We start from the raw sequence: 18,235 nt of genomic DNA, 5'->3' as shown, positions 1-18,235 counted from the left end.
CTATTGATACACTTTTACTTTGACTTGCTTATTACCCCAGTTCATCGCTTGTCCAAGATCTTCAAAGAATACATCGATTTCATTTCCATTAATCGCCCCACCTGTATCTCCGGCAATTGCTTCACCATATCCTTCCACCTCAACCCTAGAGCCGAGGGGGATCACATTAGGATCCACGGCAATGACCTTTGCCCCCTTGAATCTGTTTAAATCAATTCCCATTTTTGTTATCCCTGAACAGCCTTTGCAGCTGGCTGTATACGCTGTGCTATGTACGGTTAATTCTTTTACGGTTCCGGATACAGGTTGATCTTTTTCTTCGAGAGCGGCTAATGTTGCGGGACCGGCTATTCCATCGGCAGTGAGGCCTCTGGAAATTTGGAATTTTATTACTGCATTTTTTGTACCGCTTCCATAAATTCCGTCCACAGTGCCGGTGTAAGTTCCCCAATTCTTTAATTGATGCTGCAATTCTGCAACCGGCTTTCCAATATTGCCTGCCCTTATCACTTTTAACTTGGCGATGGTTCGCGGACCTGCTATACCATCCCTATTAAGACCCGTCCTTTTTTGGAATAGTCTTACAGATTCTTCTGTAATGGACCCGTAGTTTCCTGTATTATCGAAATATGGATAGACATTCTTTGCAAGCAGATGGGTTTGAAGCTCCTTTACATCCTCATTTGACATACCTCTGTGAAGCATTTCATCTCCCAATGCAGCTTCTCCTTTAAGAGGTACATAAATTGCAGAAGCAAAGAGAAATGCTCCCAGTACAGCACCGGTCTTTTTAATCATGACGTTTGGCTCCTCCTTTAGTTAAGATGAACACCTAAAGGCTTCGAAAAAATAAGTTTTTTATAGCGGCAGCTGAATAAAAACAGAGCAGATGTTACAGAAAAAATCCTTATTTTCCCTTTATTTCTATCTTTTTTCACAGTCTGACAGGAGTAAGAATAGCAGCAAAAGAAAGGGGTGGCTCCAGTTGATTAAACCGCTTTGCTTCACGACATTTAAACCTGCTTATTAAGCTGGATTCTCAAACTGACACAATGCTGTTTGAACCCGAAGAGCGTTCAAACAATGAAGAACTTTATTTTGATAAGCTGGAAGCTTTTTTTTCCCAGGGTTCTAAAATTTGGGTTAGTGAAAAGAGGGGCATTTTCCAGGGGCATGTCACTGCCATTGCAGGGCAATTGAAAAGGAACCGCCACAAAATTTCACTGGTGATCGGCGTTTTGCCTGAGTACCAAAATATGGGCCTTGGAGGAGAATTGATGGATCAGGCACTTCGCTGGTGTATACAAAAGCAATTTCATCGTGCAGAGCTGTCAGTTATGACACATAATAAGCCCGCAATTGCTCTTTATGAAAAGAATGGCTTTTTAATAGAGGGAACAATCAGGCATTCTTTGCTAGTGAACGGTGAATGGGTGGATGAATACATAATGGGGAGGCTTTTATGACATTTCCTAATCTGCTTACGAAAAGATTGGCTTTAAGAGAAATAACCGAAGCAGACACAGAAGGTCTTTTAGCTATATTTACAAGTGGCGATGTGCTCCAATATTATGGAATGGAACCTTTAAAAGATGCCGGAGAAGCTAAGCTCCTTGCTTTACGTTTTAAGGAAGGATGGCGGAACCGAACCTCAATCCGCTGGGGAATACAGTTTGATGGGAAGCTTTGCGGGACCATCGGGTTTCACAATTGGAATTGTTATCACAAAAGAGCAGAAATAGGATACGAGATCCATCCTGATTATTGGAGATCCGGTCTGACCTTCGAGGCATTGACTTCAGCAGCTGATTTTGGCTTCAGCGAACTTGGACTGAACAGAATCGGTGCTGTTGTAAGGCCTGAAAATACGCCTTCGTTACGTCTGCTTGAAAAAGCGGGATTTGAGAAAGAGGGAGTCATGAAAAAGGCTCAATATTCAAAGGGATTGTTTTACGATTTAGTTCTTATGGGAAAAATCTCTGATTAATCATACAGAATTCAAAGAAAAGAAGCACCTGCCTTGGTACTTCTTTTCTTAGAAACCTGCAGTTTTCATCCTGAAGCTGTTTGCGTTTTTGTCTTCTACCGTAACCAGTTTTACATCGCTCATTAAAAAGCTCAGCAAATCTCCGCGCTTATCTTCAAAACTGATTCTTTCATCTTGACAAAACTCTTTAAGCACGGCTGATTTATCAAGCTTTGTCTCAACTTCTCTAGTCACATAGAAGTCATTGCTGAAATGATAGCGGATTTTGTATTGATTCATTTCTCTCACTTCCCATAAGTTTTACATGGGTATTCCACAAATGTAATGAGAAATCCTGCTTGTTTCTAAATGTCCTGTCTAATTTCCTTCAAAAAAACAGATTATCTTACTGGCGAATCCTTGATTTGAGTTTATAGCATTGCTAAACCTCATGTTTGTAAGAAGTATAAGTCTGGCTGGCCGTTAATCCTTACACTCGTCATAGTGACAGTTGATTTTTAAATAGGCAGTGCCTTTTACGATTTTATTTAAACTTAAAATCGTTAATATGTCCCCTAATTCCTGCTGCCAATTTGGCTGCTTCAGCAAGTCCATGACGCCATGTAATCCTTTCAGCTGTTTAGCCTTCCAGCTCATGCATTTAAGCTCTTCTATCCTTTCTTTTTGATTTGAAAGCATCATTTCATTAAATTTCACTTTATTCAGCATTTTTTCCACCCGCTTTTAATGGTTTTATAGGTATCTCTATACATGATCCGACTCAAGATTAAATGAGATTTCCTTTGCAGCTTCTAATGCTGCCTTTCTCGCTGATGCATAGCTATCCGCTTCTGCCATTACATACCCATACCGGTCTCCCATGGATAATGGAGGGCGCAGCATCTTCCCTTTGCGGGGCTTGATGAATACCTCTGCCACCCCCGGGTGCTTTAAAGCCCTGCCAGTGCCAGTAACATTCTGCAGCCTTCCACTTTTATCGATTGTGATGTAGTGGACGTATACGAACTTATTATGCTTTCTCGTTAGCTCAGGAGTTCCCCCCAAGTAAAGTTTTAACGTTTCTTCCACCAAATTAATTCCATATCCCGCTTCTATCATCCGGTTCATTGCTCCACCCGAAATCCTGGGGTTAATTTCTATTAGCTTCCAATTGCCATTCACGAGTTTCATCTCGACATGGCAGGCTCCATTTTCCATTTTAAAAGCACCAACTATTAAATCGACTGAGTCCCGAATGCTTTCATGCAGACGGCTATCCATTTCTGTGCACAAACTGTAGCCCGTTACAATAAACCGCTGGTCAAATGTGATCTCCTGCTTGATAACAGCTGCGATGTTTATCTTTCCATTATGAACAATCACTTCAATTAAATATTGAGGACCTATTAAATATTCTTCTACTAAAATAGGAGTATTTTGATACTTTTTACTCAGCCCTAAAATAGCCATTTGCAGCTCAAATTTGCTTTTTATATACAGGACATCTTTAGAGCCGGCTGACACAGGGGATTTTACAATGAGCGGGAAGCGGGTGTTTATTTTTTTTATAAACCCGCTTACTGATTCTTCAGGGTTATACACAGAGAAATAAGGGGATTGCGGGAGATGTTTTAACATATTCCTTGTTCGTATTTTATCCTCCATGTCCAGAAATTGCTTAGATGAAACGGTACTATCCGTAAACCGTTCATTTAAAGCTGCTGCAATATGAACGTATGGATCTACAAAGCTGACAATTAACCTGATCTTTTTTCCTTGTTTCTGCAGTTCAATCATGTTTTCCGCTAACTCTTCTTTGATGATATTCGAAAACACCATTTGATGGACTTCCGTAAATTCCTCTCTCTGTTCAAGAAATTGCTTTTTATTTGTAATCAGCACCGTAAAAAAACCTAATCGCTCTGAGGCCTTCATTGCTTCTCTGCTGGATCCGGATTTATTTGTTCCAATAAACACGATTGTTTCCATTGTCTTAATGATCCCACCAAACTGTAATTTTCTATGCATAGTTTGTCTACTGTAGTATATAGATGAATGGTGGTTTTGGTTCTTCATACAACTAAAATAGGGGATTGCCTGGTCCATCAACCGCTCTGACGAAGCACCTTCTGATGCCCCATCAAGCTTTGCTGTTTTGCGCCGCCAAATACTTGGCATAGAGGATCGTGTTTTTAGCAACATCAAGTTCTCCCCGGTAAATCACAGGTATACCCGGTCTCCAATTCACTTCAAAGATCCATAATTTCTGATTTTCGTCTATGCCCACATCAATTCCCAGCTCATCCAGGGACTGATCATATAACGTGTCAAAATGGCTGGCGAAACGAATCGCAAAGTACTCCAGAGTTCTTTTGACATCAAACCAGGAATGATCAAACTCATTTCTTAAAAAATCTTCTAAATAACACGTGTATCCCCCCCCGCCCAGGTTGGAGGCTATGCTTCCTGACGGGCCTATCCGTGGGAAAATGGACGTAATTACCCATTCACCTTTACCAGCTTTTTGTACATGCAAACGAAAATCAAATACATTACCCGCTTTTGTTTTACATGTTATAAATGGCTGGATTAAGAAAACTTCATCTAGGTCTTTAATGGATTGAACAAGCCTTTCCTGATCCAGGCTATATATTTTCCCCTTGTCATTTATCTTGAACGTACCTGCTTCAGCTTCTTCTATGAAAAGGATACCTCCTCCCTGATTTCCGGATAATGGTTTAATAATGACTTTCGAGTATGAATGGACCATCTCAAATAATAATTCCAGATTTGATAATTCAGCACTTGGAATTAAATATTGCTCGAATTGCTTTCCGTTCTTGATTTTTTCATATACTGTCAGCTTATTTCCGATTGAATGACTCGTAAATGGGATTCTTTCATACAAATGGTCAATGATTTTTTCGCCATTTTCAGTAGCAGGATAACTTGCATTAAAAATAACATCCGGAAACGGAAATTCCTTATCAATCCATTTTCCATCTTCATACTTTTTCCCCAGAATGGTTTCTCGGTTTATATCCACTTTCCCAGCGGTAAAATAAAAGAACTCTGCCCCTTCTGATTTTGCTGCAGAGGCGTACGCATAGCTCCTTTTTACTTTTTCAGGATCCGCCCTGTGATGAAGCATCCCAATCAGGGTCATACCCCCATCTCCCTTACTGATATTTTTTACTTTTCTTACGTTTAAGCTTTTCCATATACCAATTTATGAAGAATTTTTCCTTTTGCTATTGGCTTTGTTAAAGCATGGTGTTGATTTTTCCCACCTGTTGATTGGAGCGGAAGACGTGAGACTCCGAGCTAAGAGCAGCGGGACAGGTGAGACCCCGCAGTCGCGAAGCCAGGAGGCGGCTCACCGCCCAGCCCTTGGATAAGCGAACGCCTGCTAGCTGCAATCAACAGCCAAGTTTAAAAGAGATTTGCTTTTAAGACCCTTTCAAACCATTCAGATTTTCACCGGCTTAGCCGAACGAAAAAACAGCTTCCAAATGGAAGCTGCCTGCCTTTTATCTGTTATCAATTTTCTCCGGATACAAATCATGATTCATCAGCCGATGCTCAGCCATTCTTTCATACTTCGTGCCGGGCTTACCATAGTTTGTGTATGGATCGATGGAAATCCCTCCTCTTGGGGTGAATTTCCCCCACACTTCAATATATCTGGGGTCCATTAGCTGAATTAAATCGTTCATGATGATGTTCATGCAATCTTCATGAAAGTCTCCGTGATTGCGGAAACTGAACAAATAGAGCTTCAGCGATTTGCTTTCGACCATTAACCGGTCTGGAATATAGCTTATATAAATGGCAGCAAAATCTGGCTGGCCGGTTTTCGGACAAAGGGACGTAAACTCAGGGCAATTGAATTTAACAAAGTAATCCCGGCCCTGGTGCTTATTTTCAAAGGATTCCAGTATTTCAGGTGTATATTCAAACAAGTATTTTGTGCCTTCACTGCCAAGCAAGGTTACTCCGGTTAATTCTTCATCTCTTCTTCCGCTCATTTTCTTATCTCCTTAAACTCCGCGCTTGTTTCCCCAAAGCAGCGTGTGAAGCTGCGGCAGAACGCGGACTGAATTTAGTTCCTCATCTTCTATTACTAAGTCAATCAGCCATTCATAGCGGCTCATTAAGTTTTGAATCAGGACTTCGTTATTTGTTAGCCCCGGATCATCATTCCCCACTTGAAGATAAAAAGGGATGGAAGGGAATTCCTGGTGAATCCTCTTTGCATAAGCCAAATCTTCTTCATTAAAAATGACAATCTTTAAACTTGCTGTTTGAATCCTGCCGGCTGCTTGCAGCCGGTCCATTAGGCTCCGCAATACAGAAAAATCCGTTTTCATTCCAGAACTCGGCGGTTTAGGTGAGAGGGTCAGGTCATCAATTTCTGTAAACCATTCCTGGTACCTGCTTCCCTGCGTTTCAAGTGCAATTTTTTTGCCTTTCTCTTTCAGAAGTGAAATAACAGAGCGGAGGTTTTTCAGCAAGGCGGGATTGCCGCCTGACACGGTTACATGGGAAAATCGATTTCCTCCGATGCGGTAAAGCTCAGCCCACACTTGAGCGGCATCCATCTGGACAATTTCCTCTGCTGCCGTTCCGTCCCACGTAAAAGCAGAATCACACCATGAACACGAATAATCGCAGCCTGCCGTTCGGATAAACATCGTTTTCTGCCCGATGACCATTCCTTCCCCCTGTATGGTCGGTCCGAAAATCTCCAGTACCGGAATGGTCTCAGCCATTCTGCTTCACCTTCTTCGGTCTGTACAGCACATAGCTGGTCGGTGTTTCTCTTACAAATACTTGCAGACAAACGGGCTTGCCGGGCATCTTGTCAAGCTCCGCCTGGATCATCCCGTAAATTTTTCCGGCTACTACTTCCGTTGTTGGAAAATCTTTGGGATCGTCAGAGCTGAAAAGGGGATGTTCGTTTAACAACGTATGGTCGAACTGGCCATGAACCAGATTTTTAAGTGTTTTAAAGTTTACTAAAAATCCGGAATCATCCAATGTATCCCCGGCAATCGTTACATTGATATAGTAAGTATGGCCATGTATATTGCGGCAAGGACCGGCACTTTTATGCGGGATAAAATGAGCTGCAGAAACCTGCATATCTTTGTTCAGTTCATACTGATAATCATGGTTCACTTGCGGATAAATCTGCTGAATCATTGTGCAGCCTCCTTATTGGTTAAATAGCAATCCAATCCATTCCTTCTCAGTCTGCAGGCCGGACAATCCCCGCATCCATCTGCCGGGATTCCGTTATAGCACGTCAAAGTCCGGTTCCGTATATATTCGAGCACGTTCAACTCATCCGCCAGCGCCCACGTTTCCTCTTTATTCAGCCACATGAGAGGCGTATGGAACACGAAGGATTCATCCATAGCAAGATTGACGGTAACGTTGCAGGATTTTATAAATTGATCCCGGCAATCCGGGTAGCCGCTGAAGTCGGTTTCACAAACGCCGGTTACGACATGCCTTGCTCCAATCTGGGATGCAAGCACAGAGGCAAAAGACAGGAAGAGCAGGTTTCTGCCGGGGACAAATGTTGAAGGAAGTTCTCCCTCCGCTTGTTCGATCGCTATTCCGTTTCTCGTTAACGCATTTGGGGCAAGCTGATTCAAGAGCGACATATCCAGCAAATGATGAGGGACTTTCTGTTCCTTCGCAATATTTTCTGCTATTTCGATCTCTAGCCTATGGCGCTGGTTGTAATTAAACGTGACTGCCTCTACTTCCTTAAACGTTCTCAATGCCCAGAATAGACAGGTTGTGCTGTCCTGGCCCCCGCTGAAGACGACAAGTGCTTTCTCATTTCTCATAATGGTTCTCCTCCAGTTTCATTTTAGAGCTTCCAGCTGCAGCCAGGTTTACGCCTTACATGATTGGTGAATTAATAAAGGCACCCCATTTAATGAGGTGCCTTAGCGGATCATCTATAAAAAAACAAAAAACAATATCCAAGGAACGCCTCAAGATATTGCTGTCCTTAGTTTTTTATAGAGGGTTGTACTAGAACCTCTCCCGTTCAAGAAAAACGGACTTGTATTTAGCTGTAAAGCTACTATACATCATAATAGCCAATCTGCCAATAACCGGAGGAATGAAGATGGAAATGAACCGATTTTTGCAAGTTAGGGCAAGCTTTTGGTTTATCCCGCTGCTATATGGATTAATTGCCCTTGTTCTCGCTTATGGCAGTATGGAACTTGACCGTTACGCCGCTCAGCATACAGGTCTTTATGATTACATACCGGATCTTTTTTTATCGGATATGCAGCTGGCACAAACCATATTAAGCTCTATCGCTACTTCTCTGTTAACCATGACAACAATCACATTTTCATCCATCCTAGTGGTACTGACCACTTATGCAGCGCAATTTTCACCCAGGGCCCTTCAGAACTTCACCTCCGACCGGAGTTCCCAGCGGGTTCTAGGCATGTTTACAGGAGGATTTGTTTACACCATTATCCTGCTGCTTTTAGTCAGAGATAACGGAGGAGACTTATTCATTGTTCCAAGCTTGTCGATCCTTGTGGCATTTGCTTGTCTGGGAGCGTTCGTCTTCTTTATTCATCACTCCGTTACCTCTATAAAAGTGAGTAACCTGATTCTCCAGATTACGAATAAAACCATGGCGGCCTGGAAAGAAAATTATGAGGAAGATCAAAAGCTGAAGGCATCCGCAGAGTGTGAAGAATCAGACTCCCTTAAAGCGGAAAATGGAATTTCCCTAAAAAGCAGAAAAGCCGGCTATATCCAGCATGCGGAATTAAAAGAGCTGATTCGCCTTGCAAAAAAAGGGGATTTAGTGATTGAAATTACGAAAAAACCCGGCAGCTATGTCGATGAGGGCACCCCGCTTCTGAAAGTCTGGAAATCCGGACATTTACAAGATGAGATGAAGGACCACTTGATCAGTAAAATCATTATCATCCCTGAACAGGAACCCATCAAGGATGTAGGATTTGGCATTCAAAAGCTCTCTGAAATTGCAATTAGGGCCATTTCTCCTGCCTTTAACGACCCTTATACAACCGCAAATGCCATTGAACACATTGCCAGGGTATTATCAAGACTTGGTAAAAACTACGTTCCGCGTCCGTTCTATATGGATGAGGAGTCCTCTCTCCGGGTGATTTTCCATAAGCCGTCATTTGAAGACTTACTTTATAAAAGCTTTTACTTAATCCGGCACTACGGCAAGGAAGATACGGCAGTCATGAGCGCTGTCATCAATGCCCTGACAATTGTCGCTGATTCCAACGGAAAAGAAATAAAGGCTGTAATATGGGAATATTCCTGTTACATTCTTGAGGGATTAAGAGAGATCGAGCGGGTTAGCTACGATAAAAAATTTCTCGACCTGAAGTTTCAAAGATTGGCCGAAGCGTGTTTACAGGAAAATAGTTTTTCAGGTATATGATGAAGGATCAGACCGTACAGGAATTCTCTGCACGGTCATCTTTCTATCCGGCCAATCCCTTTTGCTCCATGGCTGTTCATAATGTTTACGGCCTGCTCTGCTAAAAAGTCCTCGATATGAATGATGATGACAAATTCCTTCTCTGCTTTCCCCATTCTCTTACTCGCTCCTTTTTTTTTATAGAAAAATTCAATGGAAAATCCGAACGCGAGTCCAAATACAAGCCCCATCAGTCCCCAGATCACCGGTCCCCAATAAAAAACCAGACCATAAATCACCCCGAGCAGCATAAAAATAGCCCCAAAAACTCCGGCTAAATCTAAAAGACTCTTTCCATCATCTGAAAAATCCGTATCAAAAACGGACTGATTGTCATCATACCGCTCTAAAGGGACTGCCAGGATTTGTTCACTGGCCACACCGGATTTTTCAAGCTCGGTAACCAGTAATTCAATCGAAGTAGAGTATGTGAAAGTCGAGAATAAATAATTCAGCTTCACCACATCCTTCTTTACAGCGGCATTTTAAAATAGCTATGCTGATACCTGCTTTTTACATGCTTCTCAAGCTCACGATCAAATAATTTATTATGTTCGACAGCATTCACGTAGCTGTCATAAGCAAGAAACACATATATAGACGGCAGAAATAAAAACCACTGCGGCTCTGCAGTTTGCTGGATGAGTTCGAAATCACCTGTAAAAGAATAAAACAAGCACTTATAAAATCCGGCAAAATACGCGGTAATCATCCATAAAAAAACACCAAATACGATGGCTGGAAGACGATTCAGGTAAAAATGACCGAGTCCGGGGGCCATAAGGGACCAGAAAAGGGCAAGAAAAGGCTTTTTTTTCTCGAGTATGCTGATCTCCATTGCAGATATGTTCGTTATGTTAAGAGGAGAACCCTCTCTGATAGATAGTATGTAATACTTGTTGAACTCAATTGTTTGCCTGTAGCTGTCCCATATAATAAATACGTAAAATACTGCATACAGCCAAAGCCATTCTTCATTCATAACATTTACCGCCTTCTCAGTGCGGCCTGTCATGCTGTAGAAAATGCCTTCATTCAGATGGGCCATATTATTGGCAAAAATTTCCCACACCATTAGCAGTATACCTGTGATGTATTTCCCTAAAAGAACATGCCCAAATCCAGGGAATGATGCAGACCACCAAGCAATGATAAAAGGATTCCTTAAATGAAAAAGGTTCGTCATATAGGGGTTAACGGTGGCGATGAGTCTCCGTCTATGATATGAATCTGCCGGCATCGGGCGTCTCCCCTTTTCTAAAAGTTCCACCTTATTTTGTACGTAACGATACGATCCTATTCCTCTTTCACTCTTTCCTGATAAGTTAGTACATCGGACAGTTTGATTCATGAGAATCGTTCTTGCCTGAATCAAGCCGAAAGTTTCCAAAATAAAAAAAACTGCCGGTTGCGGCAGCAGGTTTTTGCTAGGAATCGTTTGATTCTTTTCGCTCTTTATCTGCCAGTTCTTCAAAGGATTTAACCTTCCCATGCGGATGCTGATTCTGCTTGCGGTTTTCCCATTGCCTTTCTTTCTGGCTTTTTGATTGAGTCAGCGTAATCATCCTTTCCTGGTTGTACTGCCTTTAGTTTAAAACAGAAGAGCGAATTTATTCTCTTCATTTAAGTTTTACTGAACCCAACTCTTAAATTCCGCTGCAGGTGACTGGCATCCTTCTCCTGCTCCAGCTTTTGAAGGCGGCTGAAAAGGCTCCCACCCGACCGTGCCGGACATGAAAATGGATCCTGAGCTGGAAAATAAGCAGAAAAAAACCCGGGAACTCACATTGAGTTTCCCCGGGTTTTTATTATGACCGCCACATTAGCGATCCTTTCAAGAGGTGCTGGCCACGCTTTGATCCACCTGTTCCAAAACTGTTCCGGGACTCTCTTGAACTTTCCTTGTTAGTTCGAGGTATTTAATATGGTGATTCTCCATGTCCCGTACCTTGAATGAAAGGGAGTCGAGCTGGACGATGTCACCCTTTTGAATATCAAACTTCTCAGTGAGTACCCAACCGCCAATTGTATCCACATCTTTATCATCGATGTCCAGACCAAACAGGTCGTTGACCTCGCTGACAAGAACTTTTCCGTCAAGGATATAGCGGTTTTCGTTGATTTTCTGGATGTTTGGAACCTCATCCATATCAAACTCATCACGGATTTCGCCAACAATTTCCTCCAGAATATCTTCCACGGTTACCAATCCTGCAGTCCCGCCATATTCATCAATTAATATAGCCATATGAATCCGTTCTTTTTGCATTTTTACAAGCAGGTCCTGGATAGGAATGGATTCGATTACCTGTATGATTGGCCGCACGTATTGCTGGAGAGAAAAAGATTCCCTGCCTTGGTTCTGAATTAGATTAGTGAACACTTCTTTTATGTTCACCATTCCAATAATATGATCTTTATCACCGTCTGTAACCGGATACCTTGTATATTTTTCATTTTGCATCATTTCAATGTTCTCTTCCATTAGTGAATCGATGGAAAGGGAGACGATTTCTGTTCTCGGCACCATAATTTCTTTAGCAATCCGATTATCGAATTCGAAGATTTTATTGACATATTTAAATTCAGATTGATTAATCTCACCGCTTTTGTAGCTGTCTGAAAGGATAATGCGCAGCTCTTCTTCACTATGCGCCAATTCATGCTCAGACGCAGGTTTAAGACCGAACAGCCCTGTAATGAATCTTGCTGATCCGTTCAAAGACCAAATAAACGGGTACATAATGGTGTTGAACCATGTCAGAGGACGGGCAAGCAAAAGGGTGATTTTTTCTGCTTTTTGAATCGCGAGCGTTTTCGGAGCCAGCTCTCCAATAACCACGTGGAGAAATGTCATGATCGCAAATGCGAATGCTATGGAGAAAACAGGGGTCAGCGCAGCTGGCATTCCTGTTTGTTCAAAAAGCGGTTTAAGCATATGCTCAAACGTTGGTTCTCCAAGCCACCCAATACCCAGTGCTGTCACGGTTATACCAAGCTGACAGGCGGAAAGATACCCGTCAAGATTCGTAATCACCCGTTTTGCTGCTGCGGCATTTTTGTTGCCTTCCGCAACGAGCTGGTCAATACGAGAGCTTCTTACTTTTACAATAGCGAATTCAGACGCCACGAAAAACGCGGTTAATCCAATCAATATTGCAATGAGCAATAAATTTACTATGTCCAAATATGTTCCTTGTTCCGTTCAATACGGAAAAGGAAGTCACCTCCTGGGTTAATGAATAAAAATTCCTTTTATAAATGGGGAAATCCGCATGTATTAAAGGTGCTGGGCTAACCAGCTGATAAAATACCGTTCCAAGGTTTATTTAATGCGGTTTTCAAATACTATTCCACACCTGATCTTTCTCCATGTGAGTTCCTGCGTTTCTTCAACGCAATGAATACTCTTTGGCTGAAGATCTTATCGGTGCTTCAGCTGAAAAGCTTAATGTCATTTCACCGGCCCAACGACTGCAGCCAATAAGGATGAAGCAGCTTGCTGAGTATGTGCTGATCTTAATTTAACGGCCTTGTTCACTGCCCCATCTTATCACTCCAATCTGTAGATAGTTACTAGAATCATATACGATAGAAAAGTATAGAGTCAAACATAACAATTTCTCAATTTCCTTATAAATATGACGATTATCCTTGAAAATGACTTGTTTATATAGGTTTCACGCAATTTTTCAGTGTTTTGGAAGGTTTTTCATCCCTCCATGTTATTTTACTTCTGACCTGCTTTACATCCCGTTAAGAAAACCCGCAATCCGCGGGTTAGTTGATCTGTCTAAAGATCCTGTTAGCCAGGCGGCGGAAGGATCGTCTACTCTTGCACCTGCAGCAGATGGGCTGATTTCTTCTGCTTATTTAAAAGCAGGAACAACTTTTTCAGAAAACTGCCGGTAATCAATCAGATAAAAGTCTGCTCCCTCAGAATCGTTCTGAAAAAGACAAGTTTTGATTCCAAGCATTTTCGCAGGCAAAATATCCAGCTCCCGGTCCCCAATGGCAAGATCTATTCGATGCCTTTTATGCAGATACTCGTAAGAAGCAGGGTGGGGTTTACGGGGGAATCCATCATCCCCTGCTACAATTTCAGAAAAATAGTGCTCCCACCCATAATGGCTTAAAATCGCAGCAACCTCATTCCTTGGCTTATGGGTCATAATCACATTCCTGGATGCAAACCGCAGCACCTCTTCCACATAAGGAAATGGCGGCTTTAAGCCAGGTGATAACGCTTTTTCAGCCTGCTTAAATTGAGCAATTTCCTGTTCTGAAAGTCCGAAAAAATCAGCAGCATGCGAAAAAGATATTTTCAGCTGTTCAAAAATGCGCTCCTTTTTAACTTCAGGCTTCAGGAGCTTATACATCGTTTCGGTAAAAGCTGGATATGTGTTAAAAAGCGTCCCATCAAAATCCCATAATATATTCATCTTCTCTATCACCCTTAGTTTTAGCTGAGTCCTCTGTACTTAGCCGTTGTGAGTTCCTGAATGTATGGTTCTAAATCCGGCATTTCCATTTCTCTTGCTATGCGTATTGAACGTTCAATGTCATATGGTACCCTGACGAGCTGTATTGAAAAAGGAGCCGTTTCTTCGTCCCCTTCTATCCCTTCCATAATGGCATAGGATGCCTGCGGCATATCAAGCGGATTGCCCACACTTCCGCAATTAAACAGCATCTTATCTTTATACTGATGGATAAAAGCCTGATGGACATCCCCATAGGCTGCGATATCCGGAGTCTTTGTCTCTGTTCCAGTCATTTCGGTACTCTCAAACATGCTAAGACGGCGCTCCAATGAATCCCATGGCTGGATTCTTGTGTACACGCTGAACGGTGAGGCGTGAAAAAGCCGGATTAATTTTCCGCTCATCATCAGTTCTGCTGAGAAAGGCAGCGCTGTTAAATAATTCATATCCTCATCAGTGAGCTGCTGCTGGTGCCATTTAAGTGTTTCAAATTCTGTTTCCTTCGTAATAAAATCATCCCAGTTTCCCTTCACTGTTATTTCACAATGAAGTTTAATTTTTGCAATAGCATCGTGGGATTGCGGCCCTTTGCCGACCAAGTCCCCAAGGCACAATATTCTATCCAGCTTTCTTTGATGAACATCCTCTAAGACCGCCTCTAGTGCCGGCATGTTTCCATGAACATCTGAAATCACAGCGATTCGATTCATGAATGGTCACTCCTTTTTCCAGACAGCTTCAATTTTAACACAGGATTCATTTGATTGGCTTCTTTTTAAAAAGCAGAGCAGCCAGGTACAACAGACTGATATATCCCAGCACCGGATAAATGGAAGAAATCAATTTTCCGTATCCAATAAAGCTCAGGAAAAAGCATAATGCTAAAATAATGGCGATCACGGACATTCTCGGAAGCCTTATCAGCTTAGAAAGACGGCGTTCCATGCCATACAGATTCCCGATGATCGAGGTCAGGACTTCCCCGAATATGACAAGCACATATAAATAATACGCTGCCGAGAAGACGCTATTCATTACCTCAGCCATCGGAATTTCAAACTTGATTGCGCCGGGTATATGAATTAGCGCCAAATGGCTTCCGAGCATGATAAACATGAGAATCATTCCCCCAAGCATCCCTCCGTGTTTAAGCACGTCCTCATCCTTGACTTCATAAGCAAGAGGCACGAGTACTGCCTGGGCCAGAGCAAGGTTATAGGCGGCATAACAAACAGCAGAGAGAATCCAGCTGAAGTCGTGCCAATTTACAGCAGAATAGAGAACAGGCAGGCCACCGTCTTTAATGGAGCTGCCCATGATCGCAGCGCTCAAAAGAATCAGCATAGGCACCACAAGCATATTTACACCAACGACTCCGTGCAGCCCCCTCGACATAACCAGTAACGTAATCAGAATACTGGCCAGTACACCAGCGGAGGAAGAAAGTCCGAACCGTTCTTCAAAAATGGCACCTGCTCCGGAAACCATCACAGAAGTCACGCCGAAAAGCAGCAGCAGCATAATGCTGTTAACAGCCTTTCCGGCTTTTTTTCCCATTAGATATTCATTCATCTCTTTAAAGGAGGGTGCTCTCACTCTTGCTGCAATAATCATCAGCTTTGTGCCGAGGTGGACAAACAGCCCCCCTGCAAGAAGGATTCCCATTGTGCCCGCTGCCCCAAAACGTGAAAAGAACTCTACAATTTCTTTTCCTGTTGCAAATCCTGCTCCTACTACTGTTCCAACATAGACAAACGCAATTTGCACAATTAAGAACTGTTTATTCCGCATACAGGTTCGTCCCCCCTCTTCTCTTCTATAAAGGTATGAGACAAGTTTCTTGAAAAGAAGGAAATGATGCAGTAATGTCTGTACAAAATCCTATAAAGAAATAATCTAAGCAAAATACTTGAAAGTCAAAAAAGGTCAAACTATAATAAAAGTCAAAGATGGTCAAAGTCCATTTCTAAACTAATATCAGGAGGTTGTTTTTTCATGCAATGTCAAAACTGCAAGCAGCATCAGGCAACCGTTCAATTAAATGTTCAAGTTAACGGGTCACTTAAACAAATGCACCTTTGTGATACATGCTTTTCTCAATACCAAAACCAGATTCCTACCGGGTTCAGCGGAGGTAATTCAGGATTCTCTTCCTTCCCATTTGACCAGCTGTTCAAAAATATGGGCAGCGGGCAAGAACAGGGAGCGGCAGATAAAACAAAAACTCATTCAGCCCGAAACGGCGGAGGTCTTCTTGACCAAATGGGCCGGAATTTGACGAATGCAGCAAAAGCCGGTCTAATTGATCCAGTAATCGGGCGTGAAGAAGAAGTCAGCCGCGTTATAGAGATTCTTAACCGGAGAAATAAAAACAACCCTGTTCTGATCGGAGAACCGGGAGTTGGGAAAACAGCTGTCGCTGAGGGGCTGGCACTTAAAATTTCTGAAGGAAAAGTCCCTTCTAAATTAACGAAAAAAGAAGTATACCTGCTTGATATAGCATCACTCGTGGCAAATACAAGCATGCGCGGCCAATTTGAAGACCGGATGAAAAAGCTGATTGCCGAACTGCAATCCAGGAAGAACGTCATCCTGTTTATAGACGAAATTCATCTTGTCGTCGGAGCCGGATCTGCTGAGGGGTCCATGGACGCAGGAAATATACTGAAGCCTGCATTGGCACGCGGTGAAATGCAGCTGATCGGCGCAACGACGTTAAAAGAGTACCGCCAGATTGAAAAGGACGCTGCTCTTGAGCGCAGGTTCCAGCCAGTAATGGTTCATGAACCATCCCTTGACAAATCTGTAGAAATTTTAAAAGGCATTCAATCCAAATATGAAGATTATCATGGAGTCACATTCAGTGAAGAAGCGATTCGCGCTTGTGTAACGCTGTCCCACCGCTACATTCAGGACCGCTTCCTTCCGGATAAAGCAATTGACTTGCTGGATGAAGCCGGTTCAAAAGCTAATTTAAAGGCGGATCGAGTTGAGGAAGCAGATATCCACGAACAATTAAGCAAACTGGCTTCTGAAAAGGAAAAAGCAGCTGCCGAAGAAAATTATGAACTGGCAGCCAAGCTTCGCCACGATGAAATTCTGCTCGAGAAACAGCTTGAGAAACAAGAGGATCAGGAAAAAATGATAGTAGGTTTAAATGAAATACAGACAATTATCGAGCAAAAAACGGGCATACCCGTTGGTAAAATTCAAGAAGACGAGCAAACGAAAATGAAACACCTGGAACAGCATCTGGCGAATAAAGTCATCGGCCAGGAGGAAGCGGTAAGTAAAGTAGCAAAAGCCGTCCGCAGAAGCCGGGCAGGATTAAAACGGAAAAACCGCCCGATTGGTTCCTTCCTGTTTGCAGGACCAACCGGAGTCGGTAAAACCGAACTGACAAAAACGCTTGCTGAAGAACTCTTCGGCACGAAAGATTCAATGATCCGTTTGGATATGAGCGAATATATGGAAAAACATGCAGTATCAAAAATTATTGGATCGCCGCCAGGTTATGTAGGGCATGACGACGGAGGTCAGCTGACAGAAAAAGTCCGCAGGAATCCGTACAGCATCATCCTTCTGGATGAAATTGAGAAGGCTCATCCAGATGTTCAGCATATGTTCCTTCAAATTCTGGAGGATGGACGCCTTACAGACAGCCATGGACGCACAGTCAATTTTAAGGATACAGTCATTATTATGACAAGCAATGCCGGCTCATCTGAAAAAAGGATTACGGTCGGGTTTGATACAGAAGCGACTTCTGCAATTAAAGAAAGCACACTTCTCGATTCATTGGGTTCCTTCTTTAAACCCGAATTCCTTAACCGTTTTGACGGCATCATTGAATTTCAGGCTCTCGAAAGGAAGCATATGCTTTCCATCGTTGAACTGATGCTGGAAGAACTTCAGGAAACACTAAACGAAAAAAATCTTAAGTTGACAGTTACATCTGAAGCAAAAGACAAGCTGGCTGAACTCGGGTATCATCCTGCGTTTGGTGCCCGTCCGCTTCGCCGCGTCATACAGGAACAGCTCGAAGACCAAATTACAGATCTTCTCATCGAACACAGTGAATTGAATCATGTGATGGCAGATATCAAAGATGAAACCATCAGCGTCAGCAAATCAGAATAACTAATATCCCCGGTTCGTCATGAACCGGGGATTTCTTTGAGAAAGTTTCTTTAATCCAAAAGGATTGGTTAGGCTGATGGAATTGGAAGATGCCTGACTCCTAGGCAGGGCATAAAAACAGCAAAATGACTGTCTGGA

At 42.6% G+C, this 18,235-nt stretch carries 19 protein-coding genes, 1 pseudogene and 1 riboswitch; of the genes and pseudogenes, 4 read left to right on the top strand and 16 right to left on the bottom strand.

Annotated features, from left to right (window positions below; translation table 11 throughout):
• Entirely contained in the window at positions 1–798 is a 798-nt protein-coding gene (locus ACQCVE_RS10710; protein WP_426862774.1) for a peptidoglycan-binding protein, read from the bottom strand.
• Positions 799–1,004: 206 nt separating this feature from the next.
• Between ACQCVE_RS10710 and ACQCVE_RS10705 the strand changes: the two are divergent.
• A pseudogene (locus tag ACQCVE_RS10705) lies at positions 1,005–1,466 on the top strand (N-acetyltransferase family protein); the annotation flags it as partial.
• Positions 1,463–1,987 (top strand): GNAT family N-acetyltransferase, encoded by a 525-nt coding sequence (locus ACQCVE_RS10700; RefSeq protein ID WP_426862772.1) that lies wholly within the window; start codon positions 1,463–1,465, stop codon positions 1,985–1,987. The pseudogene ACQCVE_RS10705 and the gene ACQCVE_RS10700, both read left to right, overlap by 4 nt.
• 48 nt (positions 1,988–2,035) lie before the next feature.
• Here ACQCVE_RS10700 and ACQCVE_RS10695 read toward each other — a convergent pair whose 3' ends face one another.
• From ACQCVE_RS10695 to queC, 8 genes are all read right to left on the bottom strand, one after another.
• Entirely contained in the window at positions 2,036–2,266 is a 231-nt protein-coding gene (locus ACQCVE_RS10695) for a hypothetical protein (protein ID WP_426862770.1), read from the bottom strand.
• A 183-nt stretch (positions 2,267–2,449) separates the two neighbouring features.
• Positions 2,450–2,695 carry a hypothetical protein gene (locus tag ACQCVE_RS10690; RefSeq protein WP_426862768.1) on the bottom strand — a complete coding sequence of 82 codons (246 nt, stop codon included), beginning with the start codon at positions 2,693–2,695 and terminating at the stop codon, positions 2,450–2,452.
• Positions 2,696–2,731: 36 nt separating this feature from the next.
• On the bottom strand, positions 2,732–3,955 hold the full coding sequence (locus ACQCVE_RS10685; RefSeq protein WP_426862850.1) for an ATP-grasp domain-containing protein: 1,224 nt from the start codon (positions 3,953–3,955) through the stop codon (positions 2,732–2,734).
• A 151-nt stretch (positions 3,956–4,106) separates the two neighbouring features.
• Entirely contained in the window at positions 4,107–5,132 is a 1,026-nt protein-coding gene (locus tag ACQCVE_RS10680; RefSeq protein WP_426862767.1) for a YheC/YheD family protein, read from the bottom strand.
• Between the two features lie 364 nt (positions 5,133–5,496).
• Entirely contained in the window at positions 5,497–5,994 is a 498-nt protein-coding gene (gene queF, locus ACQCVE_RS10675) for a preQ(1) synthase (protein WP_426862765.1), read from the bottom strand.
• 12 nt (positions 5,995–6,006) lie between these two features.
• Entirely contained in the window at positions 6,007–6,738 is a 732-nt protein-coding gene (gene queE, locus ACQCVE_RS10670) for a 7-carboxy-7-deazaguanine synthase QueE (protein ID WP_426845018.1), read from the bottom strand.
• Positions 6,731–7,171 (bottom strand): 6-carboxytetrahydropterin synthase QueD, encoded by a 441-nt coding sequence (gene queD / locus ACQCVE_RS10665; protein ID WP_426862763.1) that lies wholly within the window; start codon positions 7,169–7,171, stop codon positions 6,731–6,733. The genes queE and queD overlap by 8 nt, the downstream gene beginning before the upstream one ends.
• On the bottom strand, positions 7,168–7,827 hold the full coding sequence (queC, locus tag ACQCVE_RS10660) for a 7-cyano-7-deazaguanine synthase QueC (protein WP_426862762.1): 660 nt from the start codon (positions 7,825–7,827) through the stop codon (positions 7,168–7,170). Before queC ends, queD begins: the two co-directional genes overlap by 4 nt.
• Positions 7,828–7,988: 161 nt before the next feature.
• A riboswitch (PreQ1 riboswitch) is annotated at positions 7,989–8,033 on the bottom strand.
• Between the two features lie 81 nt (positions 8,034–8,114).
• Between queC and ACQCVE_RS10655 the strand changes: the two genes are divergently transcribed.
• Positions 8,115–9,434, top strand: coding sequence for a DUF2254 domain-containing protein (locus ACQCVE_RS10655; RefSeq protein ID WP_426862760.1), 1,320 nt, complete (start codon positions 8,115–8,117; stop codon positions 9,432–9,434).
• A gap of 35 nt (positions 9,435–9,469) precedes the next feature.
• Here the strand turns inward: ACQCVE_RS10655 and ACQCVE_RS10650 are convergent, their stop codons facing one another.
• The 7 genes from ACQCVE_RS10650 to ACQCVE_RS10620 form a co-directional block, all read right to left on the bottom strand.
• Positions 9,470–9,934, bottom strand: coding sequence for a hypothetical protein (locus ACQCVE_RS10650; protein ID WP_426862758.1), 465 nt, complete (start codon positions 9,932–9,934; stop codon positions 9,470–9,472).
• A gap of 11 nt (positions 9,935–9,945) precedes the next feature.
• Complete coding sequence (locus ACQCVE_RS10645; RefSeq protein WP_426845013.1) at positions 9,946–10,713, bottom strand: hypothetical protein; 768 nt, start codon at positions 10,711–10,713, stop codon at positions 9,946–9,948.
• A 187-nt stretch (positions 10,714–10,900) separates the two neighbouring features.
• The gene (locus tag ACQCVE_RS10640) at positions 10,901–11,029 is read right to left on the bottom strand and encodes a DUF6254 family protein (protein WP_426862848.1); all 129 of its coding nucleotides are present in this window, start codon (positions 11,027–11,029) and stop codon (positions 10,901–10,903) included.
• A 278-nt stretch (positions 11,030–11,307) separates the two neighbouring features.
• The gene (locus ACQCVE_RS10635) at positions 11,308–12,660 is read right to left on the bottom strand and encodes a hemolysin family protein (RefSeq protein ID WP_426862757.1); all 1,353 of its coding nucleotides are present in this window, start codon (positions 12,658–12,660) and stop codon (positions 11,308–11,310) included.
• A gap of 682 nt (positions 12,661–13,342) precedes the next feature.
• The gene (locus ACQCVE_RS10630; protein WP_426862755.1) at positions 13,343–13,915 is read right to left on the bottom strand and encodes an HAD-IA family hydrolase; all 573 of its coding nucleotides are present in this window, start codon (positions 13,913–13,915) and stop codon (positions 13,343–13,345) included.
• A gap of 20 nt (positions 13,916–13,935) precedes the next feature.
• Complete coding sequence (locus ACQCVE_RS10625; RefSeq protein WP_426862753.1) at positions 13,936–14,667, bottom strand: metallophosphoesterase family protein; 732 nt, start codon at positions 14,665–14,667, stop codon at positions 13,936–13,938.
• A 46-nt stretch (positions 14,668–14,713) separates the two neighbouring features.
• Complete coding sequence (locus ACQCVE_RS10620; protein ID WP_426862751.1) at positions 14,714–15,748, bottom strand: YkvI family membrane protein; 1,035 nt, start codon at positions 15,746–15,748, stop codon at positions 14,714–14,716.
• A 204-nt stretch (positions 15,749–15,952) separates the two neighbouring features.
• Here ACQCVE_RS10620 and ACQCVE_RS10615 point away from each other — a divergent pair, with 204 nt between their 5' ends.
• Positions 15,953–18,097: an AAA family ATPase gene (locus ACQCVE_RS10615; RefSeq protein WP_426862749.1), complete on the top strand. Its 2,145-nt coding sequence runs from the start codon at positions 15,953–15,955 to the stop codon at positions 18,095–18,097.
• The last annotated feature ends 138 nt before the right edge of the window (positions 18,098–18,235 follow it).

Origin of the sequence: Metabacillus sp. 113a, assembly GCF_050107635.1 — a bacterium.
Classification (GTDB): domain Bacteria; phylum Bacillota; class Bacilli; order Bacillales; family Bacillaceae; genus Metabacillus_B.
The sequence above is the reverse complement of the archived record's forward strand: the minus strand, read 5'-3'. Positions and strand labels throughout refer to the sequence as shown.

Bases quoted from the DNA above. Each gene is read 5' to 3' on its own strand.
- ACQCVE_RS10710 (WP_426862774.1), bottom strand. From the start codon at position 798: ATGATTAAAAAGACCGGTGCTGTACTGGGAGCATTTCTCTTTGCTTCT.
- ACQCVE_RS10700 (WP_426862772.1), top strand. From the start codon at position 1,463: ATGACATTTCCTAATCTGCTTACGAAAAGATTGGCTTTAAGAGAAATA.
- ACQCVE_RS10695 (WP_426862770.1), bottom strand. From the start codon at position 2,266: ATGAATCAATACAAAATCCGCTATCATTTCAGCAATGACTTCTATGTG.
- ACQCVE_RS10690 (WP_426862768.1), bottom strand. From the start codon at position 2,695: ATGCTGAATAAAGTGAAATTTAATGAAATGATGCTTTCAAATCAAAAA.
- ACQCVE_RS10685 (WP_426862850.1), bottom strand. From the start codon at position 3,955: ATGGAAACAATCGTGTTTATTGGAACAAATAAATCCGGATCCAGCAGA.
- ACQCVE_RS10680 (WP_426862767.1), bottom strand. From the start codon at position 5,132: ATGACCCTGATTGGGATGCTTCATCACAGGGCGGATCCTGAAAAAGTA.
- queF (WP_426862765.1), bottom strand. From the start codon at position 5,994: ATGAGCGGAAGAAGAGATGAAGAATTAACCGGAGTAACCTTGCTTGGC.
- queE (WP_426845018.1), bottom strand. From the start codon at position 6,738: ATGGCTGAGACCATTCCGGTACTGGAGATTTTCGGACCGACCATACAG.
- queD (WP_426862763.1), bottom strand. From the start codon at position 7,171: ATGATTCAGCAGATTTATCCGCAAGTGAACCATGATTATCAGTATGAA.
- queC (WP_426862762.1), bottom strand. From the start codon at position 7,827: ATGAGAAATGAGAAAGCACTTGTCGTCTTCAGCGGGGGCCAGGACAGC.
- ACQCVE_RS10655 (WP_426862760.1), top strand. From the start codon at position 8,115: ATGGAAATGAACCGATTTTTGCAAGTTAGGGCAAGCTTTTGGTTTATC.
- ACQCVE_RS10645 (WP_426845013.1), bottom strand. From the start codon at position 10,713: ATGCCGGCAGATTCATATCATAGACGGAGACTCATCGCCACCGTTAAC.
- ACQCVE_RS10630 (WP_426862755.1), bottom strand. From the start codon at position 13,915: ATGAATATATTATGGGATTTTGATGGGACGCTTTTTAACACATATCCA.
- ACQCVE_RS10625 (WP_426862753.1), bottom strand. From the start codon at position 14,667: ATGAATCGAATCGCTGTGATTTCAGATGTTCATGGAAACATGCCGGCA.
- ACQCVE_RS10620 (WP_426862751.1), bottom strand. From the start codon at position 15,748: ATGCGGAATAAACAGTTCTTAATTGTGCAAATTGCGTTTGTCTATGTT.
- ACQCVE_RS10615 (WP_426862749.1), top strand. From the start codon at position 15,953: ATGCAATGTCAAAACTGCAAGCAGCATCAGGCAACCGTTCAATTAAAT.